The sequence below is a fragment of the Bradyrhizobium sp. cir1 genome (assembly GCF_014198245.1).
Lineage (GTDB): Bacteria > Pseudomonadota > Alphaproteobacteria > Rhizobiales > Xanthobacteraceae > Bradyrhizobium.
The window spans coordinates 37,541-59,410 of sequence record NZ_JACIHE010000021.1 but is presented as its reverse complement, the minus strand read 5'-3'; the positions used below and the strand labels follow the sequence as shown (position 1 = coordinate 59,410).

Here is a 21,870-nt window from a genome sequence, read left to right as displayed (position 1 = left end):
GCGTGGCGGGTGGCTGCCGTGGTGGCCAGCAGATCAAAATGCCGAAAACAACCCCATGCACAGTAGCGATGCCGTTGCTGGATAATGCTTTTCCGATGCTGAGTGATGTTTTTCCGAAATCGGCTTGACCCATCGGGCAAAACGGGCGCATGATGTCATCATGCAGCGTGGGTCAGTACGCCACCGCCTCGACCGCGCTGACGCACATGAAGGCTGCCGGTCATAAAGGTCTTACGCGTCTCCTTGCGGCAACCATCGCACCCGGCCACCGGCGGTGCTCTCCCTCAGCCCAGCTCCGATCCCAACGCCTGCTCGAGCAGCTTCCGGCTCGGCTCGTAGCGATTGACGAACTGATCGATCAGCAGGGGCGTTCGCCCAGTACGGCAGGCTTCGATGGTATCGGTGATGTCGGCGAGCTTCATCTGGATCGCGGCCTGATTGCCGGAGGCGCAGAGTTTGCGGATGTAGTCGAGATAGATCGCGCATTCGGCGGGGCCGACATCCTGGAAGCTGCGGTAGTAATCCGCGTTCGGAGGCGGAGTCTGGATCTCGATGATCTCGCGGGCTTCCCGGCTGACCCCGAGAGCATCGAGCATCTCGCGTCCGCCGCCACGCTCCATCATCGCGTCGTGCAGGAGGGCAGCTTCGATATGGGCGCGGGTCGCGTCGGGCTTGCGGAAGATGAGGCGGAGCGCCACGCGCTCGAAATGCTGCGCCCAGGGGCGACCGAGATGATCCCTGATGCCGGCCTGCTGCTGGTCGACAGCTGCGATGATCTCCGTGTACCAGGATGTGCTTGGAACGAGCGTCATGCGGTGGTCCCTTCTTGTCTTGCGTGTTTGCGATCCGAATCCTCGGACGAGAGCTCGACGAGCCGCTGCTCGCTCGGGCGAACGGCACGGCTGAGGCTGCGTTGGCTTGCGACATCTTCGACCCGGCGTTGCCATCCCTCGACCATCGGGCGCATGGCAGCTTCCCAGTTGCCGAGCGCGGCATCGATGTCGCCGGCGTGGGCAACGGCCTCCGCGAGCGCGACGGCGTTGACGATGCTGACGCCGGCGCCTTGCCCGAGGCTCGAGGGCATCGCGTGGGCGGCATCGCCGACGATCGCCGCGCGTCCCTTCGACCAGGTCGAGAGCGTCGTCGTTGCGTAGCGGTCGTGCCGGCCTGCATTGCCGACCCGCCGCAAGGTCGGTGCGAGATCCGGAAATCGCGCGGTCCAGAGCACACCGGCAATCGGAACGGACGTCGCTTCGGCATCGGTGATGGGGGCCATCAGGCAGAAATAGAAGGCATCCGGGCCGCACGGCGTGTAGAGCACCCGCAGGGGACGCCCCCGGTAATCATAGTAGTCGTGGATGCTGTTCCATTTGTCGTCGCGCAGGCCGTCGCGATCGAGGAGGATCCGCGTGATGCCGTCCTGGTGCGCGACGCGCGTGATCGGAATGTCCAGCGCTTTCGCGATGGTCGATCGCACGCCGTCGGCGGCGATGACCAGATCGGCTTGAAGCCGCGCGCCGTCCGCGAGAACCAGCATGCCGCTCGGATCAGCTGCCACAGCCCGCGATCCGCCGACGATGCCGACGCCGGCGCGCCTTGCCGCATCGATCAGTGCGACATGAAGCAGCGCGCGGGTCGTGGTGACGATGTTTCCTTCCGTGGACGCATTCGATTGCCGCGCGCCGTCGATGTAGACGCAATGCGCGGCAGGTTTGAATGCCCCACGCATGAAATCGTCGTAGGCGCCGGTCTTGCGAAGGGCGTCATGGACGAAACCGTGCACATAGAGTCCGGCGCCGACGCTTCTTGGCTCGGGATCGGCCTCGTACACGGAGACGCGCCATCCCGCACGCGCGAGCACGGCCGCCGCTGCGAGGCCGGCGTAGCCGGCCCCGGCAATCAGAGCTGTCCGCGTCATTCGGCCGGTGCCTCAACGGCGTTTGCCCGCGCTGCAACGTCGCGTGCCGACGACGCCGCCTCGAGCGTCTTGCCTTTCGTGTTGGGGCCGACCAGCGCCACCACGATGATGCTGGCGATCAGCAGGCCGTCGCTCACCAGGAACAGCGCGAGCCGTCCGTGCAGCACCGCGAAGATGCCGAACGCCAGCAGCAGGAGGATGCCGCCGACGCGGCCCCAGGCCGAAGCCATTCCCATCGCGGTCGTCCGAATCTCGGTCGGATAAAGTTCGGGCGTGTAGGTGTAGATGCAGGTCGAACCGTTGCCGAGGAAGAAGGCGGTGAACCATGCACAGGCCATGATCGTCACGGGCGTATTCGCGAGGCCGAACAGCGTGCTGGAGATCCCGACCCCTGCAAAGCAGATCATCAGCCAGTATTTTCGGCCGACGAGATCGAGGAAGTAGCCCGCGCCGATATAGCCGGGAATGAAGCCGGAAAAGATCACGACCGTGAACTCGGTCGATCGCACGATGGAGAAACCGTCCATGGCGAGCAACGTCGGAAGCACGGATTGGAAGGTGTAGAGAACGCCGTACTCGGTGAACCACACCATCCAGAGCATGATCGTCACCGGCAGGATGGCGGGCGCGACGATCTCGCGCCGGCTGACCGGACGGGTGACGGGCGCCGGGATCGGAACGACAGGTGGAAGAGTGCCGCCGTTCGAGCGGGCCACCTGCGCTTCGATTGATGCGACGATCCGTTCGGCTTCCTCGGCGCGGCCCTGGCTCACCAGCCATCGCGGGCTCTCGGGGAGGAAGGACCGCATCAGGCCGATCAGCAGTGCGAACGGGAAGGTGAGCGCGAGGGTCCAGCGCCAGCCGACTGTCGGGATCAGCAGGAGCGCCCAAACCGGGGACAGGGCGATGCCGATCGCGAAGAAGGCCATCATCCAGCCGTTGAAGCGGCCGCGCAGCCGCGAGGGCCACAGCTCCGCCAGATAAGGCGGCACCACGCAGCTCTCCATGCCGACGAAGATCCACGTGAAGAAATTCAGCAGGCAGAACACCTCGATGCCGGGCGCGAGCGCGCGGGACGCCGAGAACAGCGAGTAGAGGCCCAGGCTCCAGGTCATGACGGCCTTGCGCCCGAACCGGTCGGCGACGAAGCCGACGAGGACGGAGCCGAGGAGGTAGCCGCTCAGCCCGATCGCCGAGCTGACGCCGAGAGCGAGCGGGCCGAGGTTCCATTCGGTCCGAAAAGCTGCGAAGGCAAAGCCGGTGACGGCTGTGTCCAGCGTGTCGAAGAACAGCGAAAGACCAGCAATGATAAGAACTTGGATATGGAAGCCGGAGGGAGGTAGCCGGTCGATTCGGGCAACGAGCCCTTGGGCAGTGATGCTCATGGACGAGATCCTTTGCTTGCGCGAAAACGGCCCGGCAGTCGCCCTCGCATCGCACGGCGCCCGTGATAGGATCGGCCGTGCATGCACAGTTTATGCACGACGAATAAAGCAAGGCAAGATATTTCATGATGGCCAGCAGACCACCTCCGCCGCCGGGCAAAGGGAAGGGCGTCGAGTTCGCCTATACAGTGCTCCGGCGCGAGATCGTTTCGCTCACCCTGCGACCGGGCTCGCCGCTTGATGAGGCGGCCCTCGCTGCAAGGCTGGGGCTGTCGCGAACCCCTGTGCACGAAGCGCTCGTCAGGCTCGCCTCGGAATCGCTGGTGGTGCTGCTGCCGAACCGCGGCGCCAGCGTTGCAAGTCTCAACTGGGATGACCTTCGCGAGATGTTCGAGGCACTCGATATCACCCAACGGCTCGTCACCAGATGGGCGGCGCTACGCCGAACCGATGCCCAGCTTGCCGAGATCGATGCCGAGCGGGTTGCGTTCGAACAGCATGAGGTGGCGGGTCGCGCGGAGGAGATGAATGAGAGCAATTGGCGGTTTCATGCGCTGATCGCTGCTGCCTGCGGCAACAAGCTGATCGAGCGCAACTACCTCCACCTCCTCACGCTCGCGCTGCGTATCGCCTATCTGGCCTACAACGTTGAGCATTTCGCGTCGAAGGCTGCGTATCAGAAGCACATGGATACAATCCTGACGGAGCACATCGCCATGGTCGCTGCCATCAGGGACCGGGACGCCGACAAGGCGGATGCCCTGGGGCGTTCGCACGCCGATCTCGGCCGGCAACGCATTCAGGATGTGCTGACGAGAGGGGTGAGCAATTCGCTGGATATCGCACTCGATTATCCGATTGCGATGCTGAGGCAATGATGGTGTGGCCGCCGGCCAGCAATCCTTCGGCCATTGCGCCTACCTCAAATACCCCACCACCATCCGCGTCGTCTCGTCCACCAGCGTCCGCACCGTCTTCTCCGTCAGCATCTCGGCGTGGTTCAGCACCGTGTTGTGCGCGACGGATTCGATCGCGCTGACGCAGATGAAGGTTGCGACATCAACGTCCATCTTGCGCATCTCCTTGCGGCGGCTTTCGAGATAGGTGCGCACTAAGGTGTGGACTTCGCGGTTGAAGGCCTCGACATCCCTGAGCTGGCCGGTGCGGGGGATCTGCTCGGCGAGGACGCGGTGGAGTTTCGGGTTGATGCGGTGGGCTTCGATCGCGACGGTGACGAGTTTTCGCACGGCCTTGTCGATCGGCAGGTCGGCGACTTCAAGGAGCGCCGTGCGGACGATGGCCATGATCTCCTCGTTGTGACGCTCGATCACGGCGGCGACGAGCGCTTCCTTGCTCGGGAAGTATTGATAGAGCGAGCCGACGCTGACGCCGGCCACTTCGGCGATGCGGTTGGTGCTGGCTTTCTCAAAGCCTTCCTTGACCAGAATGCGAGCAGTTGCCTCGACCAGCGCGTCGACGGTGGCGCGGGATCGCTCCTGCGAGGCGTTTTTCCGGGGTTTTGTGGGCGATTTGCGGGCCACGGCCTTGTGATCTGAATGCGAGTAGGAAAAGCGAGTGAATGCTCGCATTATAGCGGCAAGTGGCGGCGGGTCGGCAAGCCTCTTTGTCGCCGTGTCGAAAGAGCCAGAGGGGGATGTGGCCATGAGCGTTGCAAGAATCGTGTCGGCCTTGCAGTGGTGCCCGGGCGGTTGCGTGTTCAGTCCACCGGCCCGGCGCGATCCCGCGCCAAGCCTGCAAAGCCGCGCCTTCAACCTGCTGCTGCGTCTTCTTCCGTTCAAGAAGCAACTGGCGTCAGCCGAAGTCGTGCAGGCGCACGTGCAGAAGCTCGCATTGGAGCCTGTAACGTTCGAGCCGACGGGACTTGGCCGCGGCGTCGAGGCCACGCTGACGAAGATGGGCGGATGGCCGGTCTACTACACCGCGCCGTCATCGGGCCATGAGGGCTGCAACTACGTCATGTTCCTGCATGGCGGCGGCTTCATCAACGAGATCGTGCCGGCGCATTGGCGCTTCGTCGGCGAGATGACGCGCAAGGCGCGTGTCGTTTGCGTCGTGCCGATCTATCCGCTGGCGCCGCGCGCGACCGCGAAGGATGTCGTGCCGGCGACGGCCGAGCTGCTGCGCATGCTGCTGGAAGACGCAGGGTCCGCAAAGGTCACGGTGGTCGGCAATTCGGCCGGCGCGGGGCTCGCGCTCGCGGCCTGCCAGTGGCTGCGCGATCGCGGCCATCGGCAGCCGAGCCGGCTGGTGCTGATCTCGCCAGCGGCCGATGCGTCGGTCAGCCGTCCGGAGCAGGTTGCGCTCGCGGCACGCGATCCGATCCAGGACATTCCGGGGATCATCGAGGCGGGACGGCTTTATGCCGGCGAGCTCGATGTCGGCCATCCCTTCGTCAGTCCGCTCAACGGTGCGTTTCGCGCGCTGGCGCCGATGACGATCTTCGCAGGGACGCGCGATCTGCTCTACCCCGACAGCGTCGATCTCGCGGAGCGGGCGAGGGCGGTGGGCGTGTCGGTCGAGCTGCATCTGTTGCGTGACCAGCCGCACAATTATGCGCTGATGCCGACACCGGAGGGACGGCGGGCACGTGCGATCATCCTGCGTGAGGTGGCTTAAGGGTGTGACGTGATCATCGTCACAGAGCGCGCTGCCGCGAACGGTCCGGCGCTGGCGGTGCCCGCATGGAGGGGACAAGGCGGCCCCCGGGGCGTTTCCTCCTGGATCAGTCGTCCTGGTATCCGTCGACCCGGTACCAGTAATTTTGCGGGGCCTTCAGGCGTGGCCCTTGATCTCGTAGTGACCCGGCACGCATTTGTAGCGCTCGAGGCGCCAGTTGGCGTGATAGATCGGATGCTCGCCCATCCATTTCGCCAGCGGTGCCTGTGCACCGATCGCACACTGCATCATCGACATTTCGGGCGTCATGTTGCTGTCGGTCACAATTTCCTCGACGCAAGCGCCCGAGGCAGATGCACCTAGCCGGCAGAGCACGGCAACGACGGTCACGAACATTCCTGTCACCTCATCGAAAGTTTCAGACCACGAAGAGGATGCAAGCGGAGTGCCAGAGCCTGTGACCCAAACAACACGCTGGCCTGGACGACTCGACCCAGCGTCCATCCCCATTTGGTGATTCGGATTGTAAAAAAATTGCCATTAACCCGAAGCCGGACAAATACGGGGAACCGGGGTGGGCACCGCAGCCCGGAGGGCAGTCCCACAAGGAAGCGATTTCTCGGTTGCCATCCTTCGAGACGCCCGCCGTGGGCGGGCCCTCAGGATGAGGACTGAGGGCGCGGCCGTCATTTGAGCGAGCACCGATGCGGCCTAGCCTCATCCTGAGGGGCCGCGGAGCGGCCGTCTCGAAGGACGAGGCGTGCGTTCAGATCGCGCAAAAATGTCGTATGCGGTAGCGCTGCCGCAGCCGGTGGGCGCGCAGAGCTTGCTCCGCTGCTGGCGCTCGCCGTTGAGCGCGCCGCAGCTCGCGCGGCAGAATAGTCCGCGCGCCGAAATTACAAGTCGATCATTGCAGTGCCGATCCGCTTTTACCTGCGGATGCGGCGCTGCTACATTTTGCGCGCGCGTCAGCGCGCAGCGATGAAGAAACATACCGACAAGGGAGGGGCCGAAAGTCCCATGAAGGATTTTGCTGGAAAGATCGCGGTCATCACCGGCGGCGGCACGGGAATGGGGCGCGAACTCGCGCGGCAGCTCGTTGCCGAGGGCTGCAATGTCGCGATGTGCGACGTCTCCGAGGCCGCGATGGCCGAGACCAGGCGGCTGTGCGAGGTCGAGAAGCTGCCGCAGGGCCTGCGCGTCACGACGCATGTCGCCGATGTCGCGATCGAGGATCATCTCAAGCGCTTTCGCGACGAGCTCGCCGAGCAGCAGAAGACCGACAGAGTCCATCTGCTGTTCAACAATGCCGGCATCGGTGGCGGCGGCAGCCTGTTCACCAACACGCGCGAGCAATGGGAGCGCACCTTCAACATCTGCTGGGGCGGGGTCTATCTCGGCGTGCGCACCTTCCTGCCGATGCTGGTCGCGGCCGACGAGGCCCACATCGTCAACACCGCCAGCGTCAACGGCTTCTGGGCCTCGATCGGCATGAACCAGGCGCACACCGCCTACAGCTCGGCCAAGTTCGCGGTGAAGGGATTTACCGAAGCGCTGATCAACGACCTGCGCCTGCACGCCCCGCACGTCAAATGCTCGGTGGTGATGCCCGGCCATATCGGCACCTCGATCGTCTCCAATTCGCGCAAGGTGCAGAGCGCGGACGGCTCGGAGCGGCTCAATGCCGACGAGGTCGCGCTGACCCGCAAGCGCCTGGTCGCCGCCGGCGTGCCCGATGCCGACAAGATGTCGGACGAGGACATCCAGGCGGCGTTTGCCGAGCGGGCCCGCAGCTTCCTGGAGGACGCGCCGACGACGGCAGCGCAGGCCGCGAAGATCATCCTCGACGGGGTCAAGGCGGAGCGCTGGCGCATCCTCGTGGGCGAGGACGCCAAGCGCCTCGACGAACGCGTGCGCGCGACGCCGGAGCAGGCCTACGACCGCGCCTTCTACGAAAGCTTCACGCAGGAGGTCGGCTGGCGACTCGGTTGAGTCTGCTTCGCGGTTGCGACCGGCGACGCGCGCATATGGGTATGATGATCGTCATGGCAAGAGGTGCGCAGTCAATTTGACGTGCCACCTCCTGCCATTGTTCACAGCCTTATGACGAATTGGAATGTCACGCATGCGGCGCGGCCGATCGTTCAAGCATTGTTCAAGCGATGGTGATCTCAAACACCTGTAATGGCGCGCGCGGCAGCTTGGTTGGTGACCCAAAATAGTCTAGTCAATCAGGGGTAACGCGATGACAGAGCGTAGCTCCCGATGATGCCCGCATGCCTCTCCGACGACTGGACCCTTTGCCCGGAGAGAGAGGACATCTCCGCTGAATTCACGCGGCTCCTCACCGCGGCCCAGGAGGGCGGCGCCACGATCGCGGAATGCCTGATGATCGCGCGGCAGCTCAAGCGGGGCGACGAGCAATCCTGGCATCGCGAGTGGAAGAAGCTCGCGCGGACCAATCGCCACCGTGCCGAAGCTGCATTCGCCGAAGGCCACATGGCGACCGCGCAGCGCAACTGGCTGCGGGCGCTCAATTACTACGGTGCAGCGGCGATGCCGCTCGATCCGGCCGACGAGCGCCGCTGGGTTGCGGTGCTGGCGATGCAGGAATGTGCCCGCCGCTATCTCACGGCGCGTGCGCCGGCCGGCGAGGTCGTGACTATACCCTGGGTCGAGGATCACGCGTTGCAGGGCTACTTCCTGCCCGCGCCGTCGGCACGAGGCCGGGCGCCGACCGTGATCTGCATCGGCGAGCCCGGACACCGCAAGGAGGAATTCCTGTTCAAGCTCGCGCCGCATGCGCGCGAGCGCGGATTGTCGATGCTGGCGCTGGACCTGCTCGGCGACCAGCGCGACGACTACACCGATGCGCTTCTGCAGCGCCGGGACCTCGAGAGCGCGATTGCGAGCGTCATGGATTATCTGGAAACGCGCGGCGACGTCGATTTCGACCGCGTCGCCATCGTGGCGGACGGGTGGGGCTCTTCGTTCGTGGCGCGCGCGGTGTTGCAGGAGCCGCGGCTGGCTGCGGCGGTCTGCGACGGCGGCCTGTGGGATCTGCACGAACGATCCTTCTTCGCCAGCCGCTTTGCGATGAGCGACCTCAGCATCGTCCCGGTGCCGCATGCGCCGCTGATGGCCTCCAGTGCCGATTGTCCGGTGCTGATCACGCTCGGCGAGGATGGCTGGCTCAAGGCCGACCGGGCGCGTCAGATCGTCCAGAAATCCCGGCTCGGCAGCTCCGACATCGCGCTGAAGGTGTTCACCGCGGCGGAGACCGGCGCAGCGCAAGCCCATGCGGACAATCCGAGCCTTGCCAACGAATACATCTTCGACTGGCTGGAAACCCGCCTCGGCGCCGGGCGCGACGCCTGAGCGCGGGCTCGCTCAGAAATCGAGCGAGATCCTGACGCAGGCCTTTTCGAGGCGAGTCTTCAGCGTGGCGAGCTTGGTGGTGAATTCCGTCAGCTCGTTCTCGTCGAACTCCTGGAAGACGAATTCACGAATCGTCTTGTACTGCTCGTTGAGGCTCGCAATGTGCTTCTGGGTCTTGTCGACCAGGGACAGCCGCACGACCCTGGCGTCGGTCGGCGAGGGCCGCCGGCGCAGCAGGCCCTTCTTTTCAAGCAGCTTGGATTGGGTGGTGACGAACGAAGGATCGACGTGGAGCAGCTTGGAGACCACGTTGACCGGCACGCCGTCGTCCTTGTCGAGGTCGGAGATCGCCATCAGGATCAACCATTGCGGGCCGCTGATGCCGAGCGTCCTCGCCCAGAACTGACGCAGCTCCTCCAGATACATGTTGATCGAGGATATCTCCCAGGTGAAGCGCCTGATGATATCCAGATTGCCGATGGAGCGCAGACGCGCTCCTTCTTTCCTCGTCGCGGACACAGCATCACTCCCGTGAAATGATTCTTCAGGCCGGTGTTCGTGCGGTGGGCATAGTCCACGCAAGCCTGCCCTGACGCAAGTGCAGAGCAGGGTAATTTTGTCACTAAAACTACAAAGATGAGCCGCTCAGCCTATTGGCCCGGCCCGGGTGTTGCGCGCGGGGCACAGGTTTAGCGAAACCAGAAAGCTGACCAAATAAACTATTTTGATTAGCGGAACGGCGCAGGCATATTGGTCGGTGACGGTGGGGGGTACTCGATCGTCCCGTTGCAGGTGGTTCGCTCACGTCCCTCGCGTCGAAAGCGGGTGTGTCCGAAAGCGCGAAGCGGCCGAGCGGATTTGAAGAGACGGGGATCTGGGGGGCCTCACGGTCCAGTCTCCGTAAAATGAGCAACTTGGAGGTTTTAAATGAAAATGGTGAAGAGCCTTTTGCTCGGCACTGCGGCGGGTCTGATCGCCGTCGGCGGAGCTCAGGCGGCCGATCTTCCGGTCAAGGCCAAGGCGGTCGAATACGTGAAGATCTGCACGCTGTACGGCGCGGGTTTCTACTACATCCCGGGCAGCGACACCTGCATCAAGCTCGGCGGCTATCTGCGTGCCGAAGTGGCGCTCAATGCCGGCGGCCACTACAGCGCCCAGTACAACGGCGTGTTCGCAGCCAACAACCGCCTGACCAACTACTACTCGATGCGCGCTCGTGAAGATCTCAACATCGACACGCGCACCGCGACCGAGTACGGCGTGGTCCGCACCTATTTCGATGCGGTTTTCACCTGGACGACCGGCAACTATGGCGGCACCGGTTCGGCCACTGGCGGCACCCAGTACAGCGGCACGATCGGCCTCAATGCCGCGGGTACCGGCCTTACGGGCTCGGGCGGCGGCAACGTCAACGGCACCGACGGCAATCTCTCGGGCGGCTCGCTCGGCGTCTACTACGCGTTCATCCAGTTCGCCGGCTTCACCCTGGGTAAGTCGGTGTCGCAGTTCGACGCGCCCTGGATCAACTATCCCGGCAACAACTTCGACCAGCTGGTCGGCGGCAGCGGCACCACCAACGGCGTTCCGCAGGTCACCTACACCGCCGATTTCGGTCAGGGCGTGACGGCGACCATCTCGGCGCAGGACCAGACGCAGGTCTCCCAGACCAACCTCTGGAACACGGCGGGCATGTCGACCACGGGCGTGCTCGGCGGCGCCTACGGCTCGAACAATTTCGGCGGCACGCGGGCGCCCGACATCATCGGCAACGTCCGCGTCGACCAGGCGTGGGGTCTGTTCCAGGCGTCGGTCGCCGCGCACGACAACCATGTCGGCTACTACGGCGCGACCGAAGTCACTGGTCATCCGGAAGACAAGTGGGGCTGGGCCGTCCAGCTCGCTCTGTCGATCAAGAACATTCCGACCGGCGCCGGCGACGTGATCAACATCTCGGGCGTCTACACCGAGGGCGCGAGCCGCTACAACTTCCAGGAGCTGGCCGCGACCAGCTACTCGATGTTCGGCAGCTCCAGCGGCGCCTATCAGAGCATCGGCTTCGCCGGCGTGTCTGACGCGGTGTTCGCCCCCGGCGGCGGCCTCGAGCTGACCAAGACCTACGGCTTCCGTGGTGCCTACACCCACAACTGGAGCCCGTACTGGAACACGGCGCTCTATGGCGCGTGGGCCGCGGTCAACTACAGCGGCACGGCGAAGAGCCTGATCTGCGGCAGCGCCGCGTTCGCCACCCTGACCGGCACCTGCAACCCGGACTTCAACATCGGCCAGGTGGGTGTCATCACCCGCTGGACGCCGGTGAAGAACCTGACCTTCTCGGCTGACTTCACCTACAGCCACCTCGACCAGAAGTATTCGGGCGTGATCACGACCGGTGCACTGACGGGCGTCGCCAAGCCGGCGGCCACCTACGAGCTGAAGGACCAGGACACCTACAGCCTGCTGCTGCGCGCCCAGCGCAACTGGTAAGGCCGTTCTATCGGACTTGATGAAGCCCCGGCGGGAAACCGCCGGGGCTTTTTTTCGCAGGAGGGGCATTCGGAAAGTCCGTATATCCTTTGCCGGGGACGAAGACGAGCTATGCGATTCGATCGCTTCAAACTTATTTACTTACCTGAGTTAATCAGCTATATAGCTCTCAGCCAAATACGAAAGTTGCGGCTCTTAGCTTCACGCTAAGCCTCCAGGAACCTCCGGTGATGCCCCGCCGGAGGTTTTTCTTTTTTGGAGAACAGGGCTCAACCGCGCATCACGCGGGCGCGCGAGTTCGGCCGGTAGGCGAGGCGGCTGTGACCGGTGCAATAGGGCTGGCCGTCGGGCGCGCTATTGCCGCAGAAACAGAAATCGTCTTCGCCCGGGCTCGAGATCGGCCAGCGGCAGCGGTTCTCGGACAATTCCAGCAGCGAGCAGCGATTGGCGTCGTCGATGGGACCTGCGACGACCGGCGCGTCGGTCTCGCCATAGATTGTCGCGAGCATCTCGTATTGCAGCCGCGGTACGGCACGTGTCGCGCGCGCCGGCGGCGCGAGGCTTCGCTCGAGCCGGCGGTCCTCGACCGCGCGGCTGCGCGTCAGATTGAGCCGGGACAGCTTGCCGATGACCGCGTTGCGGCTGACGCCGATGTCGGCGGCGATCTCGCGGCAGGAGAGGCCGGCCTCGAAGTGCTGCTTCAGAAGTTCAATTCGTTCGTCGGTCCAAGTCGGTGAAGAAGTCGGTGAGAGAACAGGCATTGGTAACGGTCCCAGGTTGCAGATGCCGGCCATCCGCCTTGTCGAGATCCGTCCGCCTCACGTCCGGCGCGCGCTCACGTCCTGCCGTTGTCGCGAATCGACAGAAGCCCGTCCTTGATGGCGAGACGGATGCCTTCCTCGATCAAGGTTCGTGCGACGCCGGGAACGCTGGTGCCGTGGGTGCCCTGTCTCACCAGTTTCTCCAGATAGGTGATGGTCGAGAGCGCCAAGGTTACGGGGATGCGGTCAGTCTCGGCTTTTTCGGTGGCCATGGCCCGAACGCTAGCCTCTTACTCGGGTACATAAAAGTAACGATTAAGACTCTATTTAGGTTCGGGGGTGGAAGTCAAATGTGGTCACAGGCCGCGGCTCAGCGCATTGGAATCACTTGAGAAATCGGGCACGCGCCGGCGCGCCGCGCGGAAGCCTGCGCGGCGGCGTTGCGTTGACAGGTCAGCAGATGCGGGCCGGCTCAGCCGTGCACGATGGTCTTTTCGATCATGCAATGGATGCCCTTGGAGCCGTTGACGGTCTGGGTCACCCGCAGATCGGCCGCCAGGCTGCACAAGGTGTAGGCGTCCTCGCGCGACAGGTTTCGCCTCTCTCCGAGCAGGGCGATCATGTCGCGCAGCGCGCGCACCACGCACTGGTCGAGGTCGGGGTCCATCGCCATGGTCATGTAGTGCGTCGCCGTCTCGGCGCGGGGATAGTCGAGCTTGAGATCCTTGCGCAGCGTCAGGCGGAAGCGGCCCTGCAGCGCGGTCTCGATCGCGGTGACGCAGACCTCGCCGTCGCCCTGCACGCCATGGCCGTCGCCGCAGGAGAACAGCGCGCCCGGAACGAACACCGGCAGATAGAGCGTCGCGCCGGGACCGAGCTCCTTGTTGTCGAGATTGCCGCCCATGGCGCGCGGGACCAGCGAGGAGATGCGGCCCCAGCTAGGTGGCGGCGAAACGCCCATCACGCCGAAGAACGGTTTCAGCGGCAGATCGAGGCCCCAGGGCAGGCGGCCGACCATCCGCGTCCGGTCCAGCGGGATATTGAGGACTCGCGTCTCGTGAAAATCGTCGGGCAGGGTGCCGGCCAGCGGCCTGATGAGGTTGTAGCCCCAGTCCTGCCGGAGCTGGACGTCGAGAATCTCGACCGCGAGCACGTCGCCGGGCTCCGCGCCCTCGACCGCGATCGGTCCGGTGAGGATGTGGCCGGGTAGCATGCGCTCACTCCTGGCATGAACCTCGAGCAGCTCCGGGGGGATGTGAAACTTGTTGCGGTCGGGCAGCATGTCGGGGCCGCCGCTGATGGTGTCGACCGTCACCTCGTCGCCGCTTTTGATCGTCAGCACCGGCTTGAGCGCGGCTTCGAAGAAGCCCCAATGACAGGTCTCGGGGCTGGAATGCAGGTGGTGATGGGTCATTTGCGGCCGTCCGATCGGTTCTGCTTGTCATGCCCGGGCTTGACCCGGCGAGCGATCCTCTTTCATGAAGATTTCCGATCATGGACGGGTCGGTCAAGCCCGCGCGTGGCACGGTCATTCGAGTGAGGCTCCCCTGTATTTCGTCCTGTCCAAGACCCTCGGCACGGCGCTGCTGCCGATCAATCTCCTGGTCGAGCTCGGCATCCTGTCGCTGGTGCTGATGCTGACGCGCTTTGCCGCGCTCGGTCGCAAGCTTGCGGTGACCACGCTGGTCCTGCTGGCGCTGGCTGCGTTCTCGCCGCTCGGCAATGTCCTGCTTTATCCGCTGGAGTCGCGCTTTCCGAAGTGGGACCCGTCGCGGGGCGCGCCCGACGGCATCATCGTGCTCGGCGGCTCCGTCGACACCGATCTGTCGGCGGCGCATCGCACGCCGGTGGTCTCGGCCGCAGCCGATCGCATGCTGGCACCGGCCGAGCTCGCGCGCCGTTATCCGAATGCGCGCATCGTCTTCACCGGGGGCTCGGCGAACCTGGTCTCCACCGATGCGAGGGAAGCCGACTATTCCGCGCCGATCCTGGAAAGCCTCGGTATCCCGAAGGAACGCCTGATCATCGAACGGGACTCGCGCAACACCTGGGAGAATGCGGTCTTCACCAGGCAATTGGTGTCGCCGAAGCCGGGCGAGCGCTGGCTGCTGGTAACGTCGGCCTTCCACATGCCGCGCGCGATGGGGATCTTCCACAAGGCCGGATTTGGCGTCGAGGCCTATCCGGTCGACTGGCGAATGGGCGGGCGCGACGATCTCTTCGCGTTCACGCATATCGGCAAGGAAGGTCTCGGCAGGACCGACGTCGCCATGCGCGAATGGATCGGTCTTCTGGCGTACCGGATCATGGGCCGGACCGGCGAGTTGCTACCGGGGCCGGCCAGGGACTAGAACGAGGGTCGCAAAACAAGAACACAGCACCGGCGCCACCGCCGGTCGGGAGGATGCGATGCAGCAGCAGAGTGCAGAGACCATCGACCTTGCCGGGCTCGTCGCCGACCTCAACAGCCTGTTGCGGCTGAAGACCAATGTGATCGGCATGAAGCTGTTCGCGCACGCCGCCGACATGGAAGCGATCCCGAAAATACGGCGGCCGAATGCGATCCATACCACCGACCAGATCGTCAGCATGGCCTCGCGGCTCGGCTGGACCGTCGGCATCACCGCCGACGACCTTGTCGGCGCGCAGTGCCGCGCGGTGATCGGGCTTGCGCCGCAGGACGACAAATGGCTCGCCGGCGAAAACTATGTCGGGGTCTGGCACGGCACCGCGGAGGACGCACGCAAGCGCCAGGAGGCGCTCGACGTGGTTCCGTTCGGGCACTATCAGGCGCTCGCGGTCAGCCCGCTCGCAAGCGGACGGCTCGATCCGCCCGACATCTGCCTCGTCTACGCGACACCGGGGCAAATGATCATCCTGATCAACGGGCTGCAATATACCGGCTACAGGAAATTCGAGTGGGGCGTGGTCGGCGAGACCGCCTGCGCGGATTCCTGGGGCCGGGCGCTCAAGACCGGGGAGCCCAGCCTGTCCTTGCCATGCTATGCCGAACGGCGCTATGGCGGCGTGCCGGACGAGGAGATGCTGATGGCGCTGAAGCCAGCGCATCTCGCCAAGGCAATCGAGGGCATGAAGGCGCTGGCGAAGAACGGCCTGCGCTATCCGATCCCGCCCTATGGTATTCAAAGCGACGTCCGTGCCGGCATGGGCGTGAGCTACGCGAAGAAGTAAAGGCCAATCATGAGCTCTGCGAAATTCGACATCGTCGTTTACGGCGCGACCGGTTTCACCGGCCAGCTCGTCGCCGAATATCTGGCGGCGCATTACAAGGACGACAAGGCGCTCAAATGGGCGATGGCGGGCCGCAGCCTCGACAAGCTGAAATCGGTGCGTGACGCCATCGGCGCGCCCGCCGACACGCCGCTGATCGTGGCGGACGCGTCGGACGCTGCCTCGCTGAAGGCGATGGTGGCGCAGACCAAGTCGGTGATCACGACGGTCGGTCCGTATCAATTCTATGGCGAGGACCTGCTCGCGGCCTGCGTTGCTGCGGGTGCGGATTATTTCGATCTCTGCGGCGAGCCGGTCTGGATGCGGCAGATGATCGACAAGTACGGTGCGGCGGCCAAGGCAAGCGGCGCGCGCATCGTGTTCTCCTGCGGTTATGATTCCGTGCCGTTCGAGCTCGGGACGTTCTTCGTGCAGGAGGAAGCAAAGCGCGTGTTCGGCGCGCCGGTTGCCCGCGTGAAGGGCCGCGTGCGCGACATGCGCGGCACGCTGTCAGGCGGCACCGCGGCGAGTGCGAAAGCGACCTTCGACGCCGTCGCCAAGGATCTCAGCCTCGTCGCCATCCTCAACGATCACTTCGCGCTCACGCCCGGCTTCACCGGTCCGAAGCAGCCGAAGGGCAACAGGGCCGCTTACGAAGAGGACCTGCAATCCTGGGCCGCGCCGTTCATGATGGCGCTGATCAACACGCGCAACGTCCATCGCTCCAACATGCTGATGGGCTTTCCCTACGGCCAGGACTTCGTCTACGACGAGATGGTCCTGACCGGCCCCGGCGAGAAGGGTGAGGCCAACGCCAAGCGCGTGATGGCGGCCAACGCCGAGAAGACCGGCCCGAACGCGCCAAAGCCGGGCGAGGGGCCGTCGAAGGAGGAGCGCGAGAACGGTCTCTTCAACCTGCTCTATGTCGCCATCGCGCCCGACGGCCGCATGGTCCGCGCCGGCGTCACCGGTGACCGCGATCCCGGCTACGGCTCGACCTCGAAGATGATCTCCGAATGCGCGATCTGCCTGCTGCGTGACGCGAGCGATGTTCCGGGCGGCTTCTGGACGCCGGGCGCAGCGATGCAGCACAAGCTGATCAAGCGGCTGGTCGAGAACGCTGGGCTGACGTTCAGGGTGGAGGGCTAGGCGCTTCCTTCGCCTCGCCCCGCTTGCGGGGAGAGGCCGACGCGCGGAACGCGCGGCGGGTGAGGGGGCTCACCGCGAGTCCCGCACTCACCGTTTTCGCGGAGAGAGCCCCTCACCCCAACCCTCTCCCCGTAAGAACGGGGAGAGGGAGAGAAGAAATCTACACCGCTCGCGCGTCGTACGCGTACATGAACTCCATGCTCTTCGAGCCCAGCGGCAATAGCCATTTCAGCATCTGATTGCGCACCCATGCGCCGGTGGCGCTGAACTCGCGCTTGCTGTTGCCGTTGCGGCGGGCCATCGCGACGATCTTCTCGGTGCGCGGGCGGCGCTCGGCCTCGAAGGCCTGGAAGGTGGCGCCGAGATCCTGACCCTCCTGCATCAAGCGCGCGAGCCGCATCGCGTCCTCAAGCGCCAGCGAGGCCCCCTGGCCCGCGTGGGGACTGGTCGCATGCGCGGCATCGCCGATCAGCAGCGAGCGCTTGCGCGACCAGGTCGGCAGGGTCGCGACGTCGAGCGTGTCGGTGACCACGATGTTCTCGGCCGCTTCGATGATATCAGGGATCGGATCGTGCCAGCCGCGGTGGAAGCCGCGCAGATGCTGCTTCAGGGTCGCGTGGTCGAGCGCGCGGAACATCGCCGCGTCCAAGCCGCGCGCGGGCTGGGTGCTCCACCACATCACGCCGTCGTTCGGGTCCGGGCTGCAATAGCCGTAGCCGAAGAATCCGCTCTGGCCGAACGTGGTCTCGACATGCCGGCCGATTGATCTACCGTCGAGCACGGCGTGCGGCACGAAGCCGCCGAAGCCGATCAGGCCGGTGTCGAACGGCTGCGGTCCGTCGGGCACGACCTGGCGGCGTACGACCGAGTGCACGCCGTCGGCGCCGATCAGGAAGTCGCCTTCGGCGGTGGTGCCGTCGGAGAAGTAGGCGATGACCGGCTGGTCGCCGCGATCCTCGACCTTGATCAGGCGCTTCTCGAAATAGAGCGAGACGCAGGCGCACCAGGCCTTGTCGATCAGGATCTCGTTCAGCGCGGCGCGGGAAATGTTGACGGCCGGCTGGCCGAAGCGCCGCGCCATGTCGCGGTTGATCGAGCCGAGCCTCTCGCCGCCCTGCGAATAGAAGTCGAACGCTTCCGCGACCGAACCGCGGCTGATCAGCTCGTTCGAAAGGCCGATCTCGTCCATCACATGCATGCCGTTGGGTGCGATCTGCAGGCCGCCGCCGATGCCCTTCGAATAGGGCCAGGCCTCGTAGATGGCGGACGCGATGCCGGCGCGGCGCAGCAGGATCGCGGCGACGGGCCCGGCGATGCCGGCGCCGATGATGAGGGCCTTGCGGGGACGGCTGGACATGGCTTGCTCCCGACGTTTCCGTGGTGCTAGGAGAAATTACGGTCGCTAAATCTCTTAGTGGCTAAGATATATATCGAGTAAGATAAGAGGCCGACCTTGTCAAGGACGAAGGCGCGCACTGCGCTGTTGCAGGAGCTCGAGGCAGCGATGCGCAGGTCCTCCGCGCAGGGCGTGCTCTATGGCCAGACCGTTGCGAACGTTGCCGGAATCGCCAACTCCGACCTCGAATGCATGGACATCCTCTATCTCGAGGGCCGCGTCACCGCGGGCCGGCTCGCCGAGGTCACGGGCCTGACGACGGGCGCAATCACCGGCGTGATCGACCGGCTCGAGAAGGCTGGCCTCGTGCGCCGCGAGCGGGACGAGAAGGACCGCCGCAAGGTCTTCATTTCCGTCGTGCCGGAGACGGCCATGAAGATCGGCCAGCTCTACGTGCCGATGCAGCAGGCGATGGAGAAGGTGTTCGGCGCCTATTCGGACGAGGAGCTGCGGCTGCTGCTGCGCTTCGCCAACGAGGGCTACAAGGGCGTGCTTGCGGCGACGGAGGCGCTGAAGGGCCTGCTCGACACGCCGCCGGAGAAGCGTCCCGAGCTCAAGCTGAAGAAGCTTCGTCCGAAATCTTGACCTTGTAGATCTGCGCGGCGGCGATCATGCCCCACATCGCGCCCAGCATCATCCAGAAGTGGCGCCAGTGGTCGGTGTCGATCACGAAGCTTTCGCCGACGGTGCCGACGAAGGCGGAGAAGATCGCAAGATAAGCGCGCTGCCAGGGCACGCGCACGAAGATGTGCCTGAAGCCCATGATGACCGTGGTGAAGACCAGCGCGGGATAGCAGACGCCGGAGAGCCAGCCGCCGGACATGAAGGCGTTGAGGTAGGAGTTGTGGGTGTCCTCGGGGAAGTAGCGGTGGAATTGCAGCGGGCCGATGCCGAACGGCAGCTCGAGCGCCATCTCCGCACCCAGGATGTGCCGGCCGAACCGGCCGAAGCGGCCCTCGTCATAGCTCTGGTCGAAGCTCGCGCGCTGCTTGAACATCTCGGCGGTGGAATCGAACGACAGCAGCACCGCAATCAGCGCGATGCCCAGCACCGCGGCGACGATCGCCATGACGATGATGCGCGAGCGCTGCGCGTTGGTGCGGCTGGTCAGCACCGTCAGCGCCAGCATGAAGGCGGAGGTCAGAACGAGGCCGCCCCAGGCGGCGCGCGAGAACGCGAGCAGGATCGCCAGCGACATGATGCCGAAGGCGATGACGTTGCGGAAGGCCTTGGCCAGCTTGTCCGAGACCACGCTCTGGAGCGCGAACAGCGCCGGCAGGATCAGGAAGGCGCCGAGCACGTTCGGGTCCTTGAACGTGCCGCGCGCGCGGCCGTAGAGCGTGAGGAGGTCGTCGCCGCCTGGAATCAGGTGGAAGTAGCCGGCGACCGCCAGCAGCGAAGCGACCATCGCACCGACCACGAGCCCTCGGCGGAGCATGTCGAGCCGGGCAGCCGTATCCTCGGAGGTGACAATCGCGAAGAACACCACCGTCACCGCCATGTACCAGGAGGTCGCGATCCAGCTCACCACCTCGGGCTGCTCGAACAGCGGGATCGCGCTGATGGTGTAGCCGACATTGAGCAGGACCAGCATCAGCACCAGCGGCATCAGCACGAGCCGCAGGCGCAGGCCGGTGGCAAAGAAGGCGACGGTCGCGAGCAGCGTCGCGATCTCATAGGGGCTGGGCTCGATGAAGACGATCGCGCCGGAGGCGCCGACCAGCCACACCAGCGCGCGCTGGAGTGCCAGCACGCCGGGCGCAGCCGGTGCGGCCAACTTCACTCCACCGGCTGTCGCCGCATACGCCATCACACGCTCACGCTACTCGTACGCCACAAACACGGCTGTCATCGCCCGGCTTGACCGGGCGATCCAGTACTCTGCGGCGCCTATCGTGGAAAATGGCTGGCGCTGCGGAGTACTGGATGCCCCGCCCCAGTGCGCAAGTGCGCACAAGGCGGGGCATGACACAATCAACTCAATATGCGTTCTCGTTCTTGGTCAGCAGCGAGACCGGCGTCTTCAGGAGAATGACGAGGTCGAACAGCACCGACCAGTTCTCGATGTAGTAGAGGTCGAACTCGACGCGCTTCTGGATCTTCTCTTCATTGTCGATCTCGCCGCGCCAGCCGTTGATCTGGGCCCAGCCGCTGATGCCGGGCTTGACGCGATGGCGGGCGAAATAGCCGTCGACGGCTTCGTCGAACAGGCGGCTCTGGAGCTTGCCCTGCACCGCATGCGGGCGCGGGCCGACCAGCGAGAGGTTGCCGGAGAACACCACGTTGAAGAGCTGCGGCAGCTCGTCGAGGCTGGTCTTGCGGATGAAGCGGCCGACGCGGGTGACGCGCGGATCGTTCTTGGTCACCACCTTCGAGGCCGTCGGGTCGGCCTGGTGGTGGTACATCGAGCGAAACTTGTAGACGTCGATGCGCTCATTGTTGAAGCCGAAGCGCTTCTGGCGGAACAGCACCGGACCCGGGCTGTCGAGCTTCACGGCCAATGCCACCAGTCCCATCACCGGCAGCGCCACAAGCAGGGCGAGGCTGCCGACGATGCGATCGAACAGCCATTTCATCACCAGATCCCAGTCGGTGATCGGCGCCTCGAACACGTCGAGCGTCGGCACCTCGCCGAGATAGGAATAGGAGCGGGGACGGAAGCGCAGCTTGTTGGTGTGCGCGGAGAGGCGAATGTCGACCGGCAGCACCCAGAGCTTCTTCAGCATCTCCAGGATGCGCGTCTCCGCGGAGATCGGCAGCGCGAACAGCACGAGATCGACGCGGGTGCGGCGGGCAAACTCGACGATGTCGTCGACCTTGCCGAGCTTGCGCGCGCCGGCGCAGGTGTCGAGCGCGCGGCTGTCGTTGCGGTCGTCGAACACGCCGAGCACGTGGATGTCGGAATCCTCCTGCGCATTCAGGGCCTCGATCAGCTCCTCGCCGTTGCGGTCGGAGCCGACGATGATGGTGCGGCGGTCGAGCCGGCCCTGCCGCGCCCAGGCGCGCACCAGCGAGCGCAGCACCAGACGCTCGGCGATCAGCGCGGCGAGTCCGAGGAAGTAGAAGGCGGCGAGCCACAGCCGCGACATTTCGCTGCCGAACTTGGCAAAGAAGGAGACACCGATGAACAGCAGGAAGACGAACGACCAGGACGAGATCATCCGCGTCATCTGCCGGAGCTGACCGCGGAACAGCTGCACCTGGTAGATGTCGGCGGCCTGGAAACAGACCACGGCGGCGATCGCGACGGCGACGATCTCCGCAGGATAGATCCAGCTGAAGCCGCCGGCGAGCGGCATGACGTAGCCGACATAGACTGCGAGGCCGACGAGGCTCAGCAGCGCGAAATCAATGAGGCGGACGAAGCCGGCGATCACGATCGGCGAATAGGCGCGGGCGACCTTCTGGTTGACGACCTCGAGCGCGGCGGGCGAGAGCCGGCGGCGGCGCTCCACAAAGGGCTGGTCAGCGGGCCTTGCCGCGGCGCTGGTCGCGGCATCGAACATCGAGCGTGCGTTGAGCGGTTCCACG

Annotated in this window: 21 protein-coding genes; 9 read left to right on the top strand and 12 right to left on the bottom strand. The window is 64.9% G+C overall.

The genetic code is table 11. From position 1 onward, the window contains the following. Nucleotides 1–284: 284 nt before the first annotated feature. From GGD63_RS31390 to GGD63_RS31380, 3 genes are read right to left on the bottom strand one after another with little or no spacing between them, the layout of a single operon-like run. Nucleotides 285–812: a hypothetical protein gene (locus GGD63_RS31390; protein WP_183247801.1), complete on the bottom strand. Its 528-nt coding sequence runs from the start codon at nucleotides 810–812 to the stop codon at nucleotides 285–287. Next, nucleotides 809–1,918 carry an NAD(P)/FAD-dependent oxidoreductase gene (locus GGD63_RS31385; protein WP_183247799.1) on the bottom strand — a complete coding sequence of 370 codons (1,110 nt, stop codon included), beginning with the start codon at nucleotides 1,916–1,918 and terminating at the stop codon, nucleotides 809–811. The genes GGD63_RS31390 and GGD63_RS31385 overlap by 4 nt, the downstream gene beginning before the upstream one ends. Further along, nucleotides 1,915–3,303 (bottom strand): MFS transporter, encoded by a 1,389-nt coding sequence (locus GGD63_RS31380; RefSeq protein WP_183247798.1) that lies wholly within the window; start codon nucleotides 3,301–3,303, stop codon nucleotides 1,915–1,917. Before GGD63_RS31380 ends, GGD63_RS31385 begins: the two co-directional genes overlap by 4 nt. Nucleotides 3,304–3,491: 188 nt before the next feature. Here GGD63_RS31380 and GGD63_RS31375 point away from each other — a divergent pair, with 188 nt between their 5' ends. Continuing rightward, complete coding sequence (locus GGD63_RS31375) at nucleotides 3,492–4,181, top strand: GntR family transcriptional regulator (protein WP_183247795.1); 690 nt, start codon at nucleotides 3,492–3,494, stop codon at nucleotides 4,179–4,181. 39 nt (nucleotides 4,182–4,220) lie between these two features. On the opposite strand, the gene GGD63_RS31370 is transcribed toward GGD63_RS31375, so the two are convergent. Beyond that, a complete protein-coding gene (locus GGD63_RS31370; RefSeq protein WP_246785733.1) occupies nucleotides 4,221–4,967 on the bottom strand; it encodes a TetR/AcrR family transcriptional regulator in 747 nt (248 codons plus the stop codon). Between GGD63_RS31370 and GGD63_RS31365 the strand changes: the two genes are divergently transcribed. Next, on the top strand, nucleotides 4,966–5,940 hold the full coding sequence (locus GGD63_RS31365; protein ID WP_183247793.1) for an alpha/beta fold hydrolase: 975 nt from the start codon (nucleotides 4,966–4,968) through the stop codon (nucleotides 5,938–5,940). The genes GGD63_RS31370 and GGD63_RS31365 overlap by 2 nt on opposite strands. 156 nt (nucleotides 5,941–6,096) lie before the next feature. On the opposite strand, the gene GGD63_RS31360 is transcribed toward GGD63_RS31365, so the two are convergent. After that, the gene (locus GGD63_RS31360; RefSeq protein ID WP_027547402.1) at nucleotides 6,097–6,336 is read right to left on the bottom strand and encodes a hypothetical protein; all 240 of its coding nucleotides are present in this window, start codon (nucleotides 6,334–6,336) and stop codon (nucleotides 6,097–6,099) included. A 624-nt stretch (nucleotides 6,337–6,960) separates the two neighbouring features. Here GGD63_RS31360 and GGD63_RS31355 point away from each other — a divergent pair. Both GGD63_RS31355 and GGD63_RS31350 read left to right on the top strand, forming a co-directional pair. Beyond that, nucleotides 6,961–7,932, top strand: coding sequence for an SDR family oxidoreductase (locus tag GGD63_RS31355; RefSeq protein ID WP_183247791.1), 972 nt, complete (start codon nucleotides 6,961–6,963; stop codon nucleotides 7,930–7,932). 273 nt (nucleotides 7,933–8,205) lie between these two features. Beyond that, a complete protein-coding gene (locus GGD63_RS31350; protein ID WP_183247789.1) occupies nucleotides 8,206–9,318 on the top strand; it encodes a S9 family peptidase in 1,113 nt (370 codons plus the stop codon). Nucleotides 9,319–9,330: 12 nt separating this feature from the next. Here the strand turns inward: GGD63_RS31350 and GGD63_RS31345 are convergent, their stop codons facing one another. Continuing rightward, the gene (locus GGD63_RS31345; RefSeq protein ID WP_026311904.1) at nucleotides 9,331–9,837 is read right to left on the bottom strand and encodes a MarR family winged helix-turn-helix transcriptional regulator; all 507 of its coding nucleotides are present in this window, start codon (nucleotides 9,835–9,837) and stop codon (nucleotides 9,331–9,333) included. A 408-nt stretch (nucleotides 9,838–10,245) separates the two neighbouring features. Between GGD63_RS31345 and GGD63_RS31340 the strand changes: the two genes are divergently transcribed. Continuing rightward, nucleotides 10,246–11,802 carry a porin gene (locus GGD63_RS31340; protein WP_183247788.1) on the top strand — a complete coding sequence of 519 codons (1,557 nt, stop codon included), beginning with the start codon at nucleotides 10,246–10,248 and terminating at the stop codon, nucleotides 11,800–11,802. 269 nt (nucleotides 11,803–12,071) lie between these two features. Here the strand turns inward: GGD63_RS31340 and GGD63_RS31335 are convergent, their stop codons facing one another. The 3 genes from GGD63_RS31335 to GGD63_RS31325 form a co-directional block, all read right to left on the bottom strand. Then, nucleotides 12,072–12,563, bottom strand: a complete 492-nt coding sequence (locus GGD63_RS31335; protein ID WP_183247786.1) for a GcrA family cell cycle regulator — start codon at nucleotides 12,561–12,563, stop codon at nucleotides 12,072–12,074. 74 nt (nucleotides 12,564–12,637) lie between these two features. After that, nucleotides 12,638–12,835 (bottom strand): hypothetical protein, encoded by a 198-nt coding sequence (locus GGD63_RS31330; protein ID WP_007603456.1) that lies wholly within the window; start codon nucleotides 12,833–12,835, stop codon nucleotides 12,638–12,640. Between the two features lie 200 nt (nucleotides 12,836–13,035). Then, a complete protein-coding gene (locus tag GGD63_RS31325; RefSeq protein WP_183247783.1) occupies nucleotides 13,036–13,977 on the bottom strand; it encodes an acetamidase/formamidase family protein in 942 nt (313 codons plus the stop codon). 169 nt (nucleotides 13,978–14,146) lie between these two features. On the opposite strand from GGD63_RS31325, the gene GGD63_RS31320 reads away from it, so the two are divergent. The 3 genes from GGD63_RS31320 to GGD63_RS31310 are packed head-to-tail and all read left to right on the top strand — an operon-like array spanning nucleotide 14,147 to nucleotide 16,943. After that, entirely contained in the window at nucleotides 14,147–14,914 is a 768-nt protein-coding gene (locus tag GGD63_RS31320) for a YdcF family protein (RefSeq protein ID WP_183247888.1), read from the top strand. A gap of 58 nt (nucleotides 14,915–14,972) precedes the next feature. Continuing rightward, nucleotides 14,973–15,755, top strand: a complete 783-nt coding sequence (locus GGD63_RS31315; protein ID WP_183247781.1) for a DUF169 domain-containing protein — start codon at nucleotides 14,973–14,975, stop codon at nucleotides 15,753–15,755. A gap of 9 nt (nucleotides 15,756–15,764) precedes the next feature. Continuing rightward, a complete protein-coding gene (locus GGD63_RS31310) occupies nucleotides 15,765–16,943 on the top strand; it encodes a trans-acting enoyl reductase family protein (RefSeq protein WP_183247779.1) in 1,179 nt (392 codons plus the stop codon). Nucleotides 16,944–17,103: 160 nt separating this feature from the next. Here the strand turns inward: GGD63_RS31310 and GGD63_RS31305 are convergent, their stop codons facing one another. Then, complete coding sequence (locus tag GGD63_RS31305) at nucleotides 17,104–18,300, bottom strand: FAD-dependent monooxygenase (protein ID WP_183247777.1); 1,197 nt, start codon at nucleotides 18,298–18,300, stop codon at nucleotides 17,104–17,106. 147 nt (nucleotides 18,301–18,447) lie between these two features. Here GGD63_RS31305 and GGD63_RS31300 point away from each other — a divergent pair, with 147 nt between their 5' ends. Continuing rightward, a complete protein-coding gene (locus tag GGD63_RS31300; protein ID WP_183247887.1) occupies nucleotides 18,448–18,924 on the top strand; it encodes a MarR family transcriptional regulator in 477 nt (158 codons plus the stop codon). Here the strand turns inward: GGD63_RS31300 and GGD63_RS31295 are convergent. Next, complete coding sequence (locus tag GGD63_RS31295) at nucleotides 18,893–20,149, bottom strand: O-antigen ligase (protein ID WP_183247775.1); 1,257 nt, start codon at nucleotides 20,147–20,149, stop codon at nucleotides 18,893–18,895. The two genes, GGD63_RS31300 and GGD63_RS31295, sit on opposite strands and share 32 nt — an antisense overlap. Before the next feature lie 169 nt (nucleotides 20,150–20,318). Further along, nucleotides 20,319–21,869, bottom strand: coding sequence for an undecaprenyl-phosphate glucose phosphotransferase (locus GGD63_RS31290; RefSeq protein WP_183247773.1), 1,551 nt, complete (start codon nucleotides 21,867–21,869; stop codon nucleotides 20,319–20,321). Nucleotide 21,870: the final 1 nt, after the last annotated feature.